The sequence below is a fragment of the Streptomyces sp. NPDC001157 genome (assembly GCF_053598255.1).
Genome location: NZ_JBSFJW010000014.1, coordinates 184,102 through 197,734 on the forward strand (window position 1 = coordinate 184,102; position 13,633 = coordinate 197,734).

At 70.3% G+C, this 13,633-nt stretch carries 12 protein-coding genes; 8 read left to right on the top strand and 4 right to left on the bottom strand.

Annotation, left to right across the window (positions count from 1 at the left end; translation table 11 throughout):
* Positions 1 to 17: 17 nt before the first annotated feature.
* A complete protein-coding gene (locus ACWDAG_RS24825; RefSeq protein WP_450697753.1) occupies positions 18 to 986 on the top strand; it encodes an ATP-binding cassette domain-containing protein in 969 nt (322 codons plus the stop codon).
* Positions 983 to 1,765, top strand: a complete 783-nt coding sequence (locus ACWDAG_RS24830; protein WP_450697754.1) for an ABC transporter permease — start codon at positions 983 to 985, stop codon at positions 1,763 to 1,765. Before ACWDAG_RS24825 ends, ACWDAG_RS24830 begins: the two co-directional genes overlap by 4 nt.
* Before the next feature lie 183 nt (positions 1,766 to 1,948).
* On the opposite strand, the gene ACWDAG_RS24835 is transcribed toward ACWDAG_RS24830, so the two are convergent.
* The 3 genes from ACWDAG_RS24835 to ACWDAG_RS24845 form a co-directional block, all read right to left on the bottom strand.
* Complete coding sequence (locus ACWDAG_RS24835; protein WP_450697755.1) at positions 1,949 to 2,218, bottom strand: hypothetical protein; 270 nt, start codon at positions 2,216 to 2,218, stop codon at positions 1,949 to 1,951.
* A gap of 126 nt (positions 2,219 to 2,344) precedes the next feature.
* A complete protein-coding gene (locus ACWDAG_RS24840; RefSeq protein WP_450697756.1) occupies positions 2,345 to 3,166 on the bottom strand; it encodes an anti-sigma factor in 822 nt (273 codons plus the stop codon).
* Positions 3,163 to 3,705, bottom strand: a complete 543-nt coding sequence (locus tag ACWDAG_RS24845; protein WP_266953822.1) for a sigma-70 family RNA polymerase sigma factor — start codon at positions 3,703 to 3,705, stop codon at positions 3,163 to 3,165. The genes ACWDAG_RS24840 and ACWDAG_RS24845 overlap by 4 nt, the downstream gene beginning before the upstream one ends.
* Before the next feature lie 250 nt (positions 3,706 to 3,955).
* Between ACWDAG_RS24845 and ACWDAG_RS24850 the strand changes: the two genes are divergently transcribed.
* From ACWDAG_RS24850 to ACWDAG_RS24865, 4 genes are all read left to right on the top strand, one after another.
* Entirely contained in the window at positions 3,956 to 5,488 is a 1,533-nt protein-coding gene (locus ACWDAG_RS24850; RefSeq protein WP_450697757.1) for a DUF4331 domain-containing protein, read from the top strand.
* Between the two features lie 172 nt (positions 5,489 to 5,660).
* Positions 5,661 to 7,217, top strand: coding sequence for a tetratricopeptide repeat protein (locus ACWDAG_RS24855; RefSeq protein ID WP_450697758.1), 1,557 nt, complete (start codon positions 5,661 to 5,663; stop codon positions 7,215 to 7,217).
* Positions 7,214 to 8,986 (top strand): urease accessory protein UreH domain-containing protein, encoded by a 1,773-nt coding sequence (locus tag ACWDAG_RS24860; RefSeq protein ID WP_450697759.1) that lies wholly within the window; start codon positions 7,214 to 7,216, stop codon positions 8,984 to 8,986. The genes ACWDAG_RS24855 and ACWDAG_RS24860 overlap by 4 nt, the downstream gene beginning before the upstream one ends.
* 63 nt (positions 8,987 to 9,049) lie before the next feature.
* On the top strand, positions 9,050 to 10,657 hold the full coding sequence (locus ACWDAG_RS24865) for a protein kinase domain-containing protein (RefSeq protein ID WP_450697760.1): 1,608 nt from the start codon (positions 9,050 to 9,052) through the stop codon (positions 10,655 to 10,657).
* Here ACWDAG_RS24865 and ACWDAG_RS24870 read toward each other — a convergent pair whose 3' ends face one another.
* Positions 10,658 to 11,464 (bottom strand): SGNH/GDSL hydrolase family protein, encoded by an 807-nt coding sequence (locus ACWDAG_RS24870; RefSeq protein ID WP_450697761.1) that lies wholly within the window; start codon positions 11,462 to 11,464, stop codon positions 10,658 to 10,660.
* Between the two features lie 315 nt (positions 11,465 to 11,779).
* Here ACWDAG_RS24870 and ACWDAG_RS24875 point away from each other — a divergent pair, with 315 nt between their 5' ends.
* Entirely contained in the window at positions 11,780 to 12,988 is a 1,209-nt protein-coding gene (locus ACWDAG_RS24875; RefSeq protein ID WP_450697762.1) for a S8 family peptidase, read from the top strand.
* A 113-nt stretch (positions 12,989 to 13,101) separates the two neighbouring features.
* The gene (locus ACWDAG_RS24880; RefSeq protein WP_450697763.1) at positions 13,102 to 13,605 is read left to right on the top strand and encodes a hypothetical protein; all 504 of its coding nucleotides are present in this window, start codon (positions 13,102 to 13,104) and stop codon (positions 13,603 to 13,605) included.
* Positions 13,606 to 13,633: the final 28 nt, after the last annotated feature.

Genomic DNA, 13,633 nt, shown 5'->3' on the forward strand with positions numbered 1-13,633 from the left:
TGCGCTATGGTCGAGACATGACTTCTACGTACGCTGTACTTAGTGAAGGTCTGGAGAAGAGGTTCGGCGAGGTGCACGCGGTGCGCGGGCTGGATCTCGCGGTGGCCCAGGGCACGGTCTGCGGCGTGCTGGGGCCGAACGGGGCGGGCAAGACGACCGCCGTACGGCTGCTGACGACACTGCTGCGGCCGGACGCGGGATCGGCGCGGATCGCGGGGCACGACCTCGTCCGGGAGCCCGCGGCCGTCCGGCGCGGGATCGCGGTCACGGGGCAGTACGCGTCGGTGGACGGTGACCTCACGGGCCGCGAGAACCTGCAGTTGTTCGCGCGGCTGCACCGGGTGCGCGCGCCAGGGCAGCGCGCCGACGAGCTCCTGGAGCGGTTCGGGCTGGCAGAGGCCGCAGGCCGGGCGGCGTCGACCTACTCGGGCGGAATGCGTCGTCGGCTGGACCTGGCGGCGAGTCTGATCCGTCGGCCCGAGGTGCTGTTCCTGGACGAGCCGACGACGGGGCTCGACCCGGCCAGCCGCCAACTGATCTGGTCGGCCGTGCGCGAACTCACGGCCGACGGTACGACGGTGCTGCTGACCACGCAGTACCTGGAGGAGGCCGACCGACTCGCCGACGACATCGCCCTGATGGACCGGGGGCGGGTGGCGCACACGGGCTCGCCGGACCAGTTCAAGGCGCTCGTCGGGGCGTATGTGGAGGTCGTCGTCGCCGATGCGGGCGTGCTGGTCAGGGCCGCGGGTGTGGTCGATCAACTCACCGGCACGGAACCGTCGTTCGACCACGAACGGAACGCGGTGGGCGCGGTGACCCGTGACTCGACGCTCACCCTGCCCCGCCTGGTACGCGAACTCGACGCCGCCGGGGTGCCGTTGCTCGACGTGAGCCTGCGTCCACCGACCCTCGACGAGGCATTCCTGCGGCTCACGGAAGGAACACAAGAGGTCCCTGCCGACCCCAAGGAGGCCGCGGCATGAGCACGTTGGCGTACGACGGTTTCGCGATGGTGGGCCGACAGCTGCGGCGGGTCCGCAACAGCCCGGGGCTGGCGATCCTGACTCAGGTCATGCCGATCAACATGCTGCTGTTCTTCGGCTATGTCTTCGGCAGCGCCCTCACGATGCCCGGCCGCGAGTACCGGTCCTTCCTGGTGCCGGGACTGCTGGTGGCGACGGCCGCGGGCGGCATCATGACCGGGATGTTCCAGGCCGCGGCCGATTCGCACCGGGGCGTCATGGACCGGTTCCGCACGATGCCGGTGAGCCGGGCCGCCGTACCGCTCGGGCAGGCGGTGGCCGATCTCGTGGTCACGGCGATCGGGACGGTGCCGCTGCTGCTGGTCGGGCTCGCCGTGGGCTGGAGGGTCGAGGGAAGCCCGCTTGAAGTGGCGGCCGCCGTGGCGCTGTTGCTGCTGTTCCGCTTCGCTTGCACGTCGGTCGGGATCTTCCTCGGACTGCTGACCCGCAGCGAGGACGCGGCCGGGCAGCTCGGCGCCTCGACCTTCGTGCTGCCGCTGCTGTCGAACGCGTACATCCCGACCGAGGGACTCGCGGGCTGGCTCCGGACCCTCGCCGAGTGGAATCCGATCAGCGCGGTGACCACGGCACTGCGAGACCTGTTCGGGAACGCGCCGGTGCCGGTGGATGCCGCCTGGCCGGTGGCGCATCCGATCGCCGGGTCACTGGGCTGGTGCGTGGCCCTGATCGCCGTGTTCATGCCGCTCGCGGTGCGGAGGTACACGTACGCAGGCCGGTGATCTCAACAGCCGGGGAGTCGATGGAGGGTTGCCTTCGGTACCGAGCGGGTGGGACGCACCGAAGACGCCCTCCATGGCGGGGCATGCCCGAGTACGGGCTGCGAGCCGGTGCACCACTGCACGCCGCGGGGATGAGGGACGGCTGCCGCAGCACTGCACCGGACGCAGAAACGCCGGTAGGGCTCAGCGCCCGCCGAACAGCGAACGGCGCAGTCGGCGCAGCGGCGCGAAGAGCAGCACACGGCTGATCCGGTTGCCGCTGGCACTGCGCTCACGTGGGGTGTCACGCGCGGTCAGCTCACGCATCAGCGAGGTCGCCTCGGCCGTCTCGCGCTGCGGTACGGCCGGGCCGCCCAGCACCGAGAGATGGCGGTCGAGACGCGAACTGGTCGCGCTGCTCCCGTAGGTGATCGCAGGGACCCTGGCCCTGCTGCGCATTGTTATCTGTTCCATGTCACTCCCCACCCGTACGAGTCCACCCGGCCCGGGCAGGGTAACCCTATCGCTCCCTCGGGGCACTCGTGTATCGCGGTCACAGGATTCACCTTCCCCATAAGGGTGTTGACGACTCCTCCATGGTCACTCTCCGAATCCAACCGATTTCAGGGCGAGTTGGACAATGGGCTGGCTGGTGGGCTGCGGTGACCCGCCGTCGGGCTCGACGGTCACTGCGAGTGACGTCGCCGACTTGCTGAGGTCGGTCGCGACCAAGGGCGTGTCGCCGCCCCCGAAGAGCCCGAGGGAGCGTGGCTGCGCACCGGGGCGCATGAGCCACAGCTGGTGCACGCGTCCGCTGGGCAGGGCGTCGTATCCGCTGAGCGTGACGACCGCCTGTCCCTCCGATGCGGAGGCGACCGCTCCGATACTTCGGCCCTGCGGGTCCTTGCGGGTGGTCGCCCGCGCGTCGGGAGCTGCGAGAACGTGGGCGATCTCACGTGTCTGGGCGCGCTCGGCGTCCAGCTTGTCCTGGGTCTGATGCGCCTGCACGGCGAAGAGCGAGGCGACGACGAGGGCCGCGGCCGCCGTCGCCGTGGCGAACGGCACGAAGAAGGGGCGGCGCTCGCGCGGCGCACGGGAGCGTCCCGGCGGCGGTTGTGTGCCCCAGACGTGGGGCGGCAGCTGGGGCGTGTGCTCCCGGGCGAGCGGCCCCGCCTCCTGCGCGGTGGCCCGTACGGCGGCCAGCACCCGGTCGCGCATCGCGGCCGGCGGCGGGGCGGCCGTGGACCAGGCGAGGCGGACGGCGTCCTCGGACAGGGCGCGCACCTCCGCGGCGCAGCGCTCGCACTTCTTCAGGTGCCGCTCGAAGCGGACCCGCTCCGCGGGCTCCAGCGCGTCGAGCGCATAGGGGGCCGCGAGCGAGTGCAGATCCCCGCGGCCGAGCAGTCGAGCGAGGAGACTCATGCGACACCTCCCAGGCACTTGCGCAGCTGGGTGAGTCCGTCGCGCATCCGGGTCTTGACCGTGCCCAGCGGCAGCGAGAGCCGCTCGGCCACTTCACGGTACGTGTAGCCGTCGTAGTAGGCGAGGGTGACGGACTGGCGCTGCAGGGTGGTGAGGCGGTCCAGGCAGCGGCGTACCCACTCGCGTTCGAGGCCCGCCTCGACCTCCTCGGTGACCTGGTCGAAGGCGGGGTGGTGGGCCCGGCGTGCCTCGCGCTGCTCGCGGTCGACGGCCGCGCGGGCGCTGCGCACCCGGTCGACGGCGCGGCGGTGGGCGAGGGTGAGGATCCAGGACAGGGCACTGCCCCGGCCGGGGTCGAACCGCGCGGCGGACCGCCAGAGTTCGAGCAGCACTTCCTGCGCCACCTCCTCCGACTGCGCCGGGTCGCGTACGACCCGGCGGACCAGTCCGAACACCGGACCGGACACCAGGCCGTACAGCTCCTCGAATGCCTTCTGGTCGCCGCCGGCCACAAGTACCAGAAGCTCGTCCGCCTCCACTCGGTCCCCCTCTCCCCGCCCGCATGGGCCCCGTCCCGTCACACCAGGCATTCGCAACGAACGCACCTCCGGATGGGGTACGGATCAGCGCGCCCGAAACGCGGGTCCACGCCCCACCAAAGAAGTTTTGCGGTTCGACTGAAACAAGATCAGGGGTTTGCCGTAAAGACGTTTGAGATTCCACCAATCCACTCCGGCGACCGCTCCGAATCAGCGTTCGTCAGGCAAGTTGGGACTGAGGACGGACGGCATGACAACTGACTCCAGGAGCGGCGCGGGACGCAGGAGCATCGCGACCCTCATAGCTGGTGCACTGGCCGCCGGCGGGCTCGCGGCCGCCGGTGTGGCCACGTTGGAACCGGGGGCGGCCTCCGCCTCCAGCCACCGGGAGGCCCCGCTGATCTCGGGGCAGCCCCAGTACGACAACACGGACCTGTACGCGTTCGTCAGCCCGGACAAGCCGGACACCACGACGGTCATCGCGAACTTCATCCCGTTCGAGGAACCGGCGGGTGGCCCGAACTTCTACCAGTTCGGCGACGACGCCCAGTACGACATCCACATCGACAACAACGGTGACGCGCAGGGTGACCTGCTGCTTCGCTACACGTTCCGCACGCAGACGAAGAACAAGAAGTCGTTCCTGTACAACACGGGCGTGGTCAGCAACCTGACCGACCCGGACCTGAACATCACACAGACGTACGACATCGACCTGATCAAGCTGAGGAAGCAGCGGGTCGTCTCGAAGACCAGGCTCGCCGACGACATTCCGGTGGCGCCGTCGGACGTCGGCAAGGCGTCGATGCCCGACTACGGCAAGCTGCGCGACCAGGCGATCTACAAGCTCTCCAACGGCGGCCAGACCTTCGCCGGCCAGGCCGACGACCCGTTCTTCGCGGACCTGCGCGTCTTCGACCTGCTGTACGGCGGAAACCTCTCCGAGGTCGGCCGGGACACCCTCAAGGGCTACAACGTCAACTCGATCGCCCTGCAGCTGCCCACGGAGATGCTCACGGAGTCCAAGCATCAGCCGATCATCGGCGTCTGGTCGACCGTCGCGCGCAAGAACGCCCGGGGCTACTACGAGCAGGTCTCGCGTCTGGGCAACCCGCTGGTCAACGAGGTCGTCAACCCGCTGAAGGACAAGGACAAGTTCAACGCGTCCTCGCCGTGGGAGGACGGGCAGTTCCTGAAGAACGTGACCAACCCGGAGCTGCCGAAGCTCATCGAGTCGATCTACAAGATCAAGGCGCCGTCGGAGCCGCGCAACGACCTCGTCGACGTGTTCCTGAAGGGCGTCAAGGGCCTCAACCAGCCGCCGTACGTGCGTCCGGCGGAGGAGCTGCGCCTGAACACGTCCATCAAGCCGACCGCCTATCCGAAGCGGCTGGGCGTCCTCGACGGTGACAACGCGGGCTTCCCGAACGGGCGCCGGCTCACCGACGACGTGATCGACGAGGCGCTCCAGGTCGTGGAGGGCGAACTGGTCGGCTCCAAGAACGACCTGGGCGACGCGGTCGACAAGAACGACAAGGGCTTCGGCAAGTACTTCCCGTACCTGGCCAACCCGACGTCCGGCTCGCGCGGTGCGACCGCCAAGGGCGTCTCCAGCGGCAGCGACGTCAAGAGCCAGCTCGGCGACGCCCTGCAGCCCGCGTCAGCCGGTGGCATGAACAACACCACGCTGATCGCGGCCTCGGCCGGTGGCGGAGCCGCCGGTATCGCTCTGATCGGTGCGGGCCTCATGTGGTGGCGCCGGATGCGGAGCCGGGTCTACTAGGCCGCCCCCGACGGCGGATCGGGCGGACTCTTCGGAGCGGCAGCCGCCCGATCCGCGGATCGCATCACCCCTTGACTGGCGCGGCCTGCACGTACTCATCCCCCACGGTGCGGGCCGCGCCGCCCTCCGGGCGGCAACTTTCTTACTTGGCACGGTAGTTGAGGAGGGGGCAATGGCCCCGCGTACGAACGACAGCGAAGACCGCTCCGCGGGCGGGGTGGAGAGTGCCGAGGCCGGCAGTGCGCCGTCTGCGGGCTCGTCCGGGCTGGTCGCGCAGTTCCCCGCGCCCCTTCAGGGCGCTGCCGAACCGGAGTCCTGCACAGCCGTCGACGTCCCTGAGGGCGAACCCGTCGACGAACGCGTCGCCGCTGTCCGTCGGGTCGCGTCCGTCGGGCGGCGTTGGCATGTCGGGCAACTGGCCGGGCTTGCCGCTCTGTTGGCCGTTGCGCTGACCGGTGGGTCCATCGCGTACGGCGCCATCCGGGACGGTGGTACCGCGGCCGTCTCCGCCGCGCCCAGCGCGCTGTCGCCGGCCTTGCTGAACAGCGGGGACATCGACGCGAGCATCCTGTCCCTGCAGGCCCATCTCAAGGCGCAGCCAAGGGACTTCGGGAGCTGGGCGAGTCTTGGGCTGGCGTACGTCGAGCAGGCTCGCACCAAGGGTGACCCGTCTCGCTACCCGCAGGCCGAGAAGGCGCTGAAGCGCTCCCTCGCCGTGCGGCCCGGCAACGAGCAGGCCATCACCGGGCAGGCCGCCCTCGCCGCGGCCCGGCACGACTTCAAGGACGCCCTGAACTACGCCGACCAGGTGCTGAAGGAGAACCCCTACAGCCAGAACGCCCTCTCCTCCCGTATCGACGCCCTCGTCGAACTCGGCCGCTACGCCGACGCGTCGAAGGCCGCCGACACCGCGGACTCGCGGCGTCCGGGCATTCCCGTCTTCACCCGGTACGCGTATGTGCACGAGCTGCGCGGGGACGTGAAGACGGCCCGCCGGGTCCTGGAGCAGGCCCTCGGCACCGCGAGCACCAAGGGCGACATCTCCTACGTCGCCTTCCAGCTCGGCCAACTCGCCTGGAACCAGGGCGACCACAAGACCGCGGTCAGCTACTACGCCCGCGCCCTCGCCGCCGACGACAACTACCTGCCGGCGCTGGAGGGCCGCGCCCGCGCCGAGTACGCGAGCGGCGACAAGGCGACCGGGCTCAGGGACATGGAACAGCTCGTCGCCCGCTACCCGCTGCCCCAACCCCTCGTGGAACTCGGCGAGATGTACGAGGACCGCGGCGCCGCCGGCGACGAGGCGAAGGCCCGCGACCAGTACGCCCTCGTCGACGCCTGGATCGCCCTGGCCCGCGCCAACGGCGTCAACGCCGATCTCGACACCGCCCTCGCGGCGGCCGACCACGGCGACAAGGCCGCGGCCCTGCGCGCCGCACGCGCCGAGTGGGCCCGTCGCCACACCGTGCACACCGCGGACGCCCTGGCCTGGGCCCTGCACGTCAACGGCAAGGACGCCGAGGCCCTCCCGTACGCCCGGCAGGCGACGGCCACCGGCTACGACAACGCCTCGTTCATCTACCACCGCGGCATGATCGAACGCGCCACCGGCCACACCAAGGACGCCCGTGACTCCCTGAAGGCGGCGCTGAAACTCAACCCCGGCTTCTCACCGCTGGGCGCCCGTGAAGCCCGTAAGGCACTCGAAGACCTGGAGGCGGCGCAGTGACCCCTCGTCGATCGCTCGCCTCCGCCGGGGCCGTCCTCACGGCGGCCTGCGCGCTCGCGCTGGTACCTTCCACCGGCGCGAGCGCGCACCCCCTCGGCAACTTCACCGTCAACCGCTACGACGGTCTGGTCGCCGCCCCCGGCAAGCTCCGCGTCGACCACGTCGAGGACCTCGCCGAGATCCCGGCCACCCAGGCCAAGCCCGACATCAAGCGGCTCGGCATGACCGAGTGGGCGAAGGAGCGGTGCGCGAGGGCGGCCGAGGGCAGCAAGGCCACCGTCGACGGACAAGCCGCCGCCCTGACCGTCGGCAGCAGCAAGGCTCAGCTGCGGCCGGGGCAGGCCGGGCTGAACACCATCCGGGTGGAGTGCCGGCTGACCGCGCCGCTCCCCAAGGGCGACACCGTGACGCTCGACTTCCACAGCGAGGGCGCCACCTCCGGGCCCGGCTGGCGGGAGATCACCGCCCGCGGCGACCGCATGACGCTCACCTCGACGGACGTACCCAAGACGTCGGTCTCCCATGAACTCACCAGCTATCCCAAGGAGTTGCTCTCCTCCCCCGCCGACACCTCGTCCGCCTCCCTGCGTGTGCGCTCCGGCGGGCCGGCGCTGGTCGAGGAGCGGCAGGACGCCCCCGGCGCCGCCGTGCTGCCGCGCGGCGCCGACCGCTGGACACAGGCCCTGAACAACCTGGTCGCCCGCCACGACCTCACCTTCGGCTTCGCCGCGCTGTCGCTCCTCATCGCAGTCGTGCTGGGCGCGATGCACGCGCTCGCGCCGGGGCACGGCAAGACCCTGATGGCCGCGACGGCAGCCGCCCGCGGCGGCCGTGCCCGCCTCAAGGACGTCATGCCCCTGGCCGCGTCGGTCACGGTCACCCACACCCTGGGCGTGGTCGCCCTCGGTCTCCTGGTCACGGCCGGCTCGGCGGCGGCCCCCTCGGTGATCACCTGGCTGGGCATCGCGAGTGGCGTCATGGTCACCTGCGCGGGCGCGACGCTCGTACGCCGGGCCTGGCGCAACCGCGGCCCCGGACACGGACACACGCACGACCACGGGCACACGCACGACCACGACCATCCGCACCCGCACCCGCACGACCCCGGCGGGCACACGCACCCCCACGAGACCTCCGAGCCCGAGGAACGCGCCCTGGTCCTGGTCGCCGCCCACACCGAAACCGCCTCGACGGCAGCGGAGGCTCGCACTCACACCCACTCCCCCGGCCGCACACACGACCACGACCACGACCACCCCCACAGCCACGATCACGACCACCTCCACAGCCACGACCACGACCACAGCCAGGACCACGACCACAGCCACACCCACCACTCCGACCACACCCACTCCCACCACCACCCCCACTCAGACACCGTCGAGCACACCCACGGCGGCTTCACCCACACCCACTCCATCGCCCCCACCCTCCGCGGCACGATCCTGCTCGGCTTCGCCGGGGGCCTCGTGCCCAGTCCCTCCGCGGTCGTCGTGCTCGTCGGCGCGGCGGCGCTCGGCCAGGCCTGGTTCGGGCTGCTGCTGGTCGTCGCGTACGGCGTCGGGCTCGCCCTCACCCTGACCGCGGCGGGGTTCGCCGTCGTCAAGCTGGGTACCGGGATGAACCGTGTGCTGGACAGGCGCCCCCGCTGGACCACCCACCCGATGGCGGCCCTCGTCCGCAGGACCGCGCCCCTGGGCTCGGCGTTCCTCGTCGTGGCTCTCGGGGTGGGACTGGTGCTCAAGGGGGCCGCATCCGCACTCGGCTGAGCTACGTTTGTGAAGAAGACGCACGGAGTGGAGAAAACACGCGGATGCGAATGGGGGACGCCCGTGTCCGAAGAATCGGGCAGTGAACGTCTGATCGCGGGCCGCTACCGTCTTCTGTCCCCTCTCGGCGAGGGCGGCATGGGAACCGTGTGGCGGGCTCGGGACGAGGTGCTCCACCGCGAGGTCGCCGTCAAGGAGGTGCGTGCGCCCGCCGGGCTGCCGGCTGCGGACGTGGAGCGGATGTATGCCCGGCTGGAGCGCGAGGCGTGGGCGGCCGCGCGGGTCGCCAATCGCAACGTTGTCACGGTGTACGACGTGGCGACGCAGGACGGCCGGCCGTGGATCGTCATGGAGCTGGTCCGCGGTATCTCACTTGCCGAACTGCTGGACGCCGAGGGCCCGTTGGAGCCGCAGCGCGCCGCGCACATCGGTGCCGAGGTGCTGGCCGCGCTGCGGGCGGCGCACGAGGCCGGGGTGCTGCACCGCGATGTGAAGCCCGCCAATGTGCTGCTGTCGAACGACGACCGGGTGGTGCTCACCGACTTCGGTATCGCGCAGGTCGAGGGGAGCTCGGCGCTGACGATGACCGGGGAGGTGATCGGCTCGCCGGAGTTCCTGGCGCCGGAGCGGGCGCTGGGCCGCACGCCCGGCCCGGAGTCCGACCTGTGGTCGCTCGGCGTGCTGCTGTACGCGGCGGTCGAGGGCAACTCCCCGTTCCGCCAGGAAACCCCGCTCAGCACCCTGCGCGCGATCGTCGACGAGGAGCTGCCGCCGCCGCACCGGGCCGGTCCGCTGACCCCCGTCATCGAGGGGCTGCTGCGCAAGGACCCGGCCGAGCGGCTGCCGGCCGACCGGGCCGAGCAGGATCTGCGGATCATCGGAGCGGGAGGCACGCCCTACGGGTACGGCGCGCAGGCGTCGCCGTTCGCGCCGACGGTCGCGGCGTTCCCGCAGCCTCAGTCGCCGACGCCTCCGATGCCGTATCCAGCCGGATATACGCGGCCCACGCCGAGTCCCGCGACGACCGCGACGGCCGCACCGCCGCCGGAGCGCAACCGACGGGCCGGCGCCGTCCTGGTCATCGGGGTGGTCGTCCTCGCCCTGGCCATCGCGGGGCTGACGTACGCGCTGCTGAAGCGCGACAACGGTGGCGGGGGAGACAACAATGCCGACACCCCCCGTTCGGACAGCAGGACTCCGTCGACCGCCACCCACAGCAACCCCGGCGGAGGCGCGAGCCCGACGCCGACTCCGAGCAGCAGCGCCTCCACGGCGGCCCCCCAGACCGTGAGCGTCACCCTGGCCGGCTCCAACACCGACTACTCCGGCGCCTGTCCGCCCGCCCAGAGCGACGCGCCCGGGTTCACGGCGACCTTCACGGTCGGGAAGCTGCCCGCGGAGGTCAGTTACCGCTGGCTGTCGAAGGACGGGCAGATCATGGATCCGGGATGGAAGACCCTGTCCTTCCCGGAGGGCGGCGGGAAGACCAAGCAGGACAGGGCGTTCGTGACGACGTACAACAGCACCGGGACCTTCCGGAACTCGATCAGTGTCGAGGTGCGCTCGCCGAAGCGGACGACGTCCAACTCGGTTCCGTTCTCGGTGACCTGTGTGTCGGAGACCCCGACGGGCGGGGCCTCCTCCAGTACTTCGCCGTCACCTTCCGAGTGATCAGGCCGCGCTGGTCAGGACGGGCAGATAGCCGCCCGACTGGCCGGCCGCGGTGGGGTGGTACGACTCGCCGATGTTGAACCACTCGACGCTGTGCAGCCAGGAGCTGCCGGAGCAGATCTCGTGCCCGGTGAAGGTGGTGCGGACGTCGCCGAAGGTGAAGCCGTGGTCGGCGGCGACCTTGGCGGTGGCGGTGTCCAGGTAGTCGGCCGCGTCGTTGATCGCCTTCCGCTTGGTCTCGGAGAGACCGACGCAGGTGGTGCCGAGCTTGTAGAAGCGGGGGTAGCCGAGGACGACGACGTGGGCGTTCGGGGCCTTGGTGGTGATCGCCGAGTAGACGTTGTTCAGCTGTCCGGGGAGCGTCGAGTCGACGTACGCCTTCGCGGTGTTGATCCGGGAGAGGCAGGCGCTGTCGGACTGGAGCACACACGTCGTCATGACGTCGGAGAAGCCGGCGTCGTTGCCGCCGATGCTGATGGAGACCAGGCCGGTGGCGGCGCTGAGCGGGCCGAGCTGACCTGACAGAACATCACCCGTACGGGCGCCCGAGCAGGCGGTGAAGTCGAACGTCGAGGGTGAGTGCGCGGCGGCCCAGAGGTAGGGGTAGGCCTTCGTGCTGCGCTTGCAGTCGCCGCTGGCGCTGATGTAGCTGCCGGTGCCGACGCCGGAGGAGTAGGAGTCGCCGAGGGCCACATAGCCGGTGGCTGCGGCCTGCCCGGACGCCTGCGCCGCCGTGGCCCCGGTGAGGGCCGTGCTGGCGGCGAGGAGGATCGAGCTCACGAAAACGGCAATTCGGGAACGTCTCATGGAACCTCCCTTTAGCAGGATCTCTGCCGTAACCGTCGTACCAATTACACGTGTCGATGGGAAGTGTCCATGTCAAGACTTTTCGGATCCTGACGGGTCATCACCGGCGCTTCACGGGATGTTTGATTACGTGCCCATGACAGGTTTGTTGACGAACCCTCAACTCCCTTGTTCCACACCGGCCTATGACCCATTCTTTACTTCGGCTTGGGGCGGGAACGCGACGTTCCGGGCCGTGCGTGCCACCTCGCGCGCACCCCCCACAGTCGTGCGCCCGACCCAGGCGTGCGCCGCCTAGAGGAGGACTCCCTCGTAATGGCACAACTGCGCAGCATGAAGTTCCGGTTCGCCGCCGTCACCGGTCTGGCGACCGCCGCTCTCGTCGGCGGACTCACCACCCTCCCCGCCCAGGCCGCCCCGGCCGAGGGCAGGGTCCTGGCGGCCGGCTCCCCCACGGCGGTCAAGGACAGCTACATCGTCACCCTGAAGAAGAGCGCCGGCCTCAAAGCGGCCTCCAGCGCGGGCAAGGGCCTGATCAAGGAGTACGGCGGCACGGTCCGCAAGACCTTCGACACCGTGCTCAACGGCTACACCGCCACCCTCTCGGCGACCGAGGCCAGGAGACTCGCGGCCGACCCGTCGGTGGCCTCCGTCGAGCAGAACCAGCGCGTCCGGCTGACCGACACCACACAGTCCAGCGCCCCTTGGGGCCTGGACCGCATCGACCAGGCCGCGCTGCCACTCTCCGGCACCTACACGTACCCGGACAGCGCGGGCAGCGGCGTGACCGTGTACGTCATCGACACCGGCGTCCGCATCACCCACACCCAGATCAGCGGCCGTGCCTCCTACGGCTACGACGCCGTCGACGGCGACACCACCGCCTCCGACGGCAACGGCCACGGCACCCATGTGGCCACCACGATCGCGGGCTCGACCTACGGTGTCGCCAAGAAGGCGAACATCGTGGCCGTCCGGGTGCTCGACAACGACGGCTCCGGCACCACCGCGGGCGTCATCGACGGCATCGAGTGGGTCACCGAGAACCACACCACGCCGGCCGTCGCCAACATGTCGCTGGGCGGCTCCGCCTCGTCCTCGCTGGACACGGCGGTCGCCAACTCCATATCGAGCGGAGTGACTTACGCGGTCGCGGCGGGCAACAGCTCCGCCAACGCCTCCTCGTACTCCCCGGCCCGTGTCTCCACCGCGATCACGGTCGGCGCGACCACCGACTCGGACGCCAAGGCCAGCTACTCCAACTACGGCTCGGTCCTGGACATCTTCGCGCCCGGCTCCTCCATCACGGCGGGCTGGAACACCAGCGACACCGCGACCAACACCATCTCCGGTACGTCGATGGCCACCCCGCATGTCGCGGGCGCCGCGGCGGTCTACCTCGCGGGCCACACCTCGGCCACCCCGGCCCAGGTCGCCACGGCCCTGGTGAACGGCGCCACCTCCGGCGTGGTCACCAGCGCGGGCTCCGGCTCGCCGAACAAGCTCCTTAAGCTCGTCCCGTAGCAACGGCGCGAGGGGCCCGCGCGGCCTGAACCACGTTCCCCGGAGGCAGCCGAAGCCTCCGGGGAACACATGTTTAAAGCCGGATGAGAACAGCTGTGGGAGGGCGCCATCTCTTGACGGCCCGTCTGACGCTGCGCGACATTGAAGTCCGGCATCCGGCGCGCTGGGGGGCAAAGTCGCCAATGCAGACCATCCGCATCAAGAGACTCACCAACAGATCTTCGGCCGACGGCAGATCGTCGACGGACGGCGCCGAGCGGGCGCGACCAGGACCGGGGAGGGACCTGTCGCCACTGCTCGCGGGCGCCGCGACGGCCGTGGGGGGATTCGGCGCGCTGCTGGCGCTGGCCGACTCCGGCTCACCTCTGCGCGGGCCGCTCACCCTGTTTTTTCTGCTCGCCGCGCCCGCGACGGCCATCGGGGTCGCGCTGCGCGGGCTGGAGCCCTTCGGCCGCACACTCGCCGCGCTCGCGGGCGCAATTGTTCTCAACATGCTGGTGGCACAGGGCATGTTGGCCGTTCACCGGTGGTCGGTGCCCGGCGGAATCATCGCAGTGACCGTGATCAGTTTTCTGATTCTTCTGGGTTCTGTAACGGTCAAACCAACAAAAACGTGAGGCCTCGTTCCAGGTCTTGCCATACGGG

What these genes read in the sequence shown, in the direction of transcription:
- ACWDAG_RS24870 (WP_450697761.1), bottom strand. Translation starts at nt 11,464, where the DNA reads ATGAGACGTTCCCGAATTGCCGTTTTCGTGAGCTCGATCCTCCTCGCC.
- ACWDAG_RS24875 (WP_450697762.1), top strand. Translation starts at nt 11,780, where the DNA reads ATGGCACAACTGCGCAGCATGAAGTTCCGGTTCGCCGCCGTCACCGGT.
- ACWDAG_RS24850 (WP_450697757.1), top strand. Translation starts at nt 3,956, where the DNA reads ATGACAACTGACTCCAGGAGCGGCGCGGGACGCAGGAGCATCGCGACC.
- ACWDAG_RS24840 (WP_450697756.1), bottom strand. Translation starts at nt 3,166, where the DNA reads ATGAGTCTCCTCGCTCGACTGCTCGGCCGCGGGGATCTGCACTCGCTC.
- ACWDAG_RS24855 (WP_450697758.1), top strand. Translation starts at nt 5,661, where the DNA reads ATGGCCCCGCGTACGAACGACAGCGAAGACCGCTCCGCGGGCGGGGTG.
- ACWDAG_RS24835 (WP_450697755.1), bottom strand. Translation starts at nt 2,218, where the DNA reads ATGGAACAGATAACAATGCGCAGCAGGGCCAGGGTCCCTGCGATCACC.
- ACWDAG_RS24825 (WP_450697753.1), top strand. Translation starts at nt 18, where the DNA reads ATGACTTCTACGTACGCTGTACTTAGTGAAGGTCTGGAGAAGAGGTTC.
- ACWDAG_RS24830 (WP_450697754.1), top strand. Translation starts at nt 983, where the DNA reads ATGAGCACGTTGGCGTACGACGGTTTCGCGATGGTGGGCCGACAGCTG.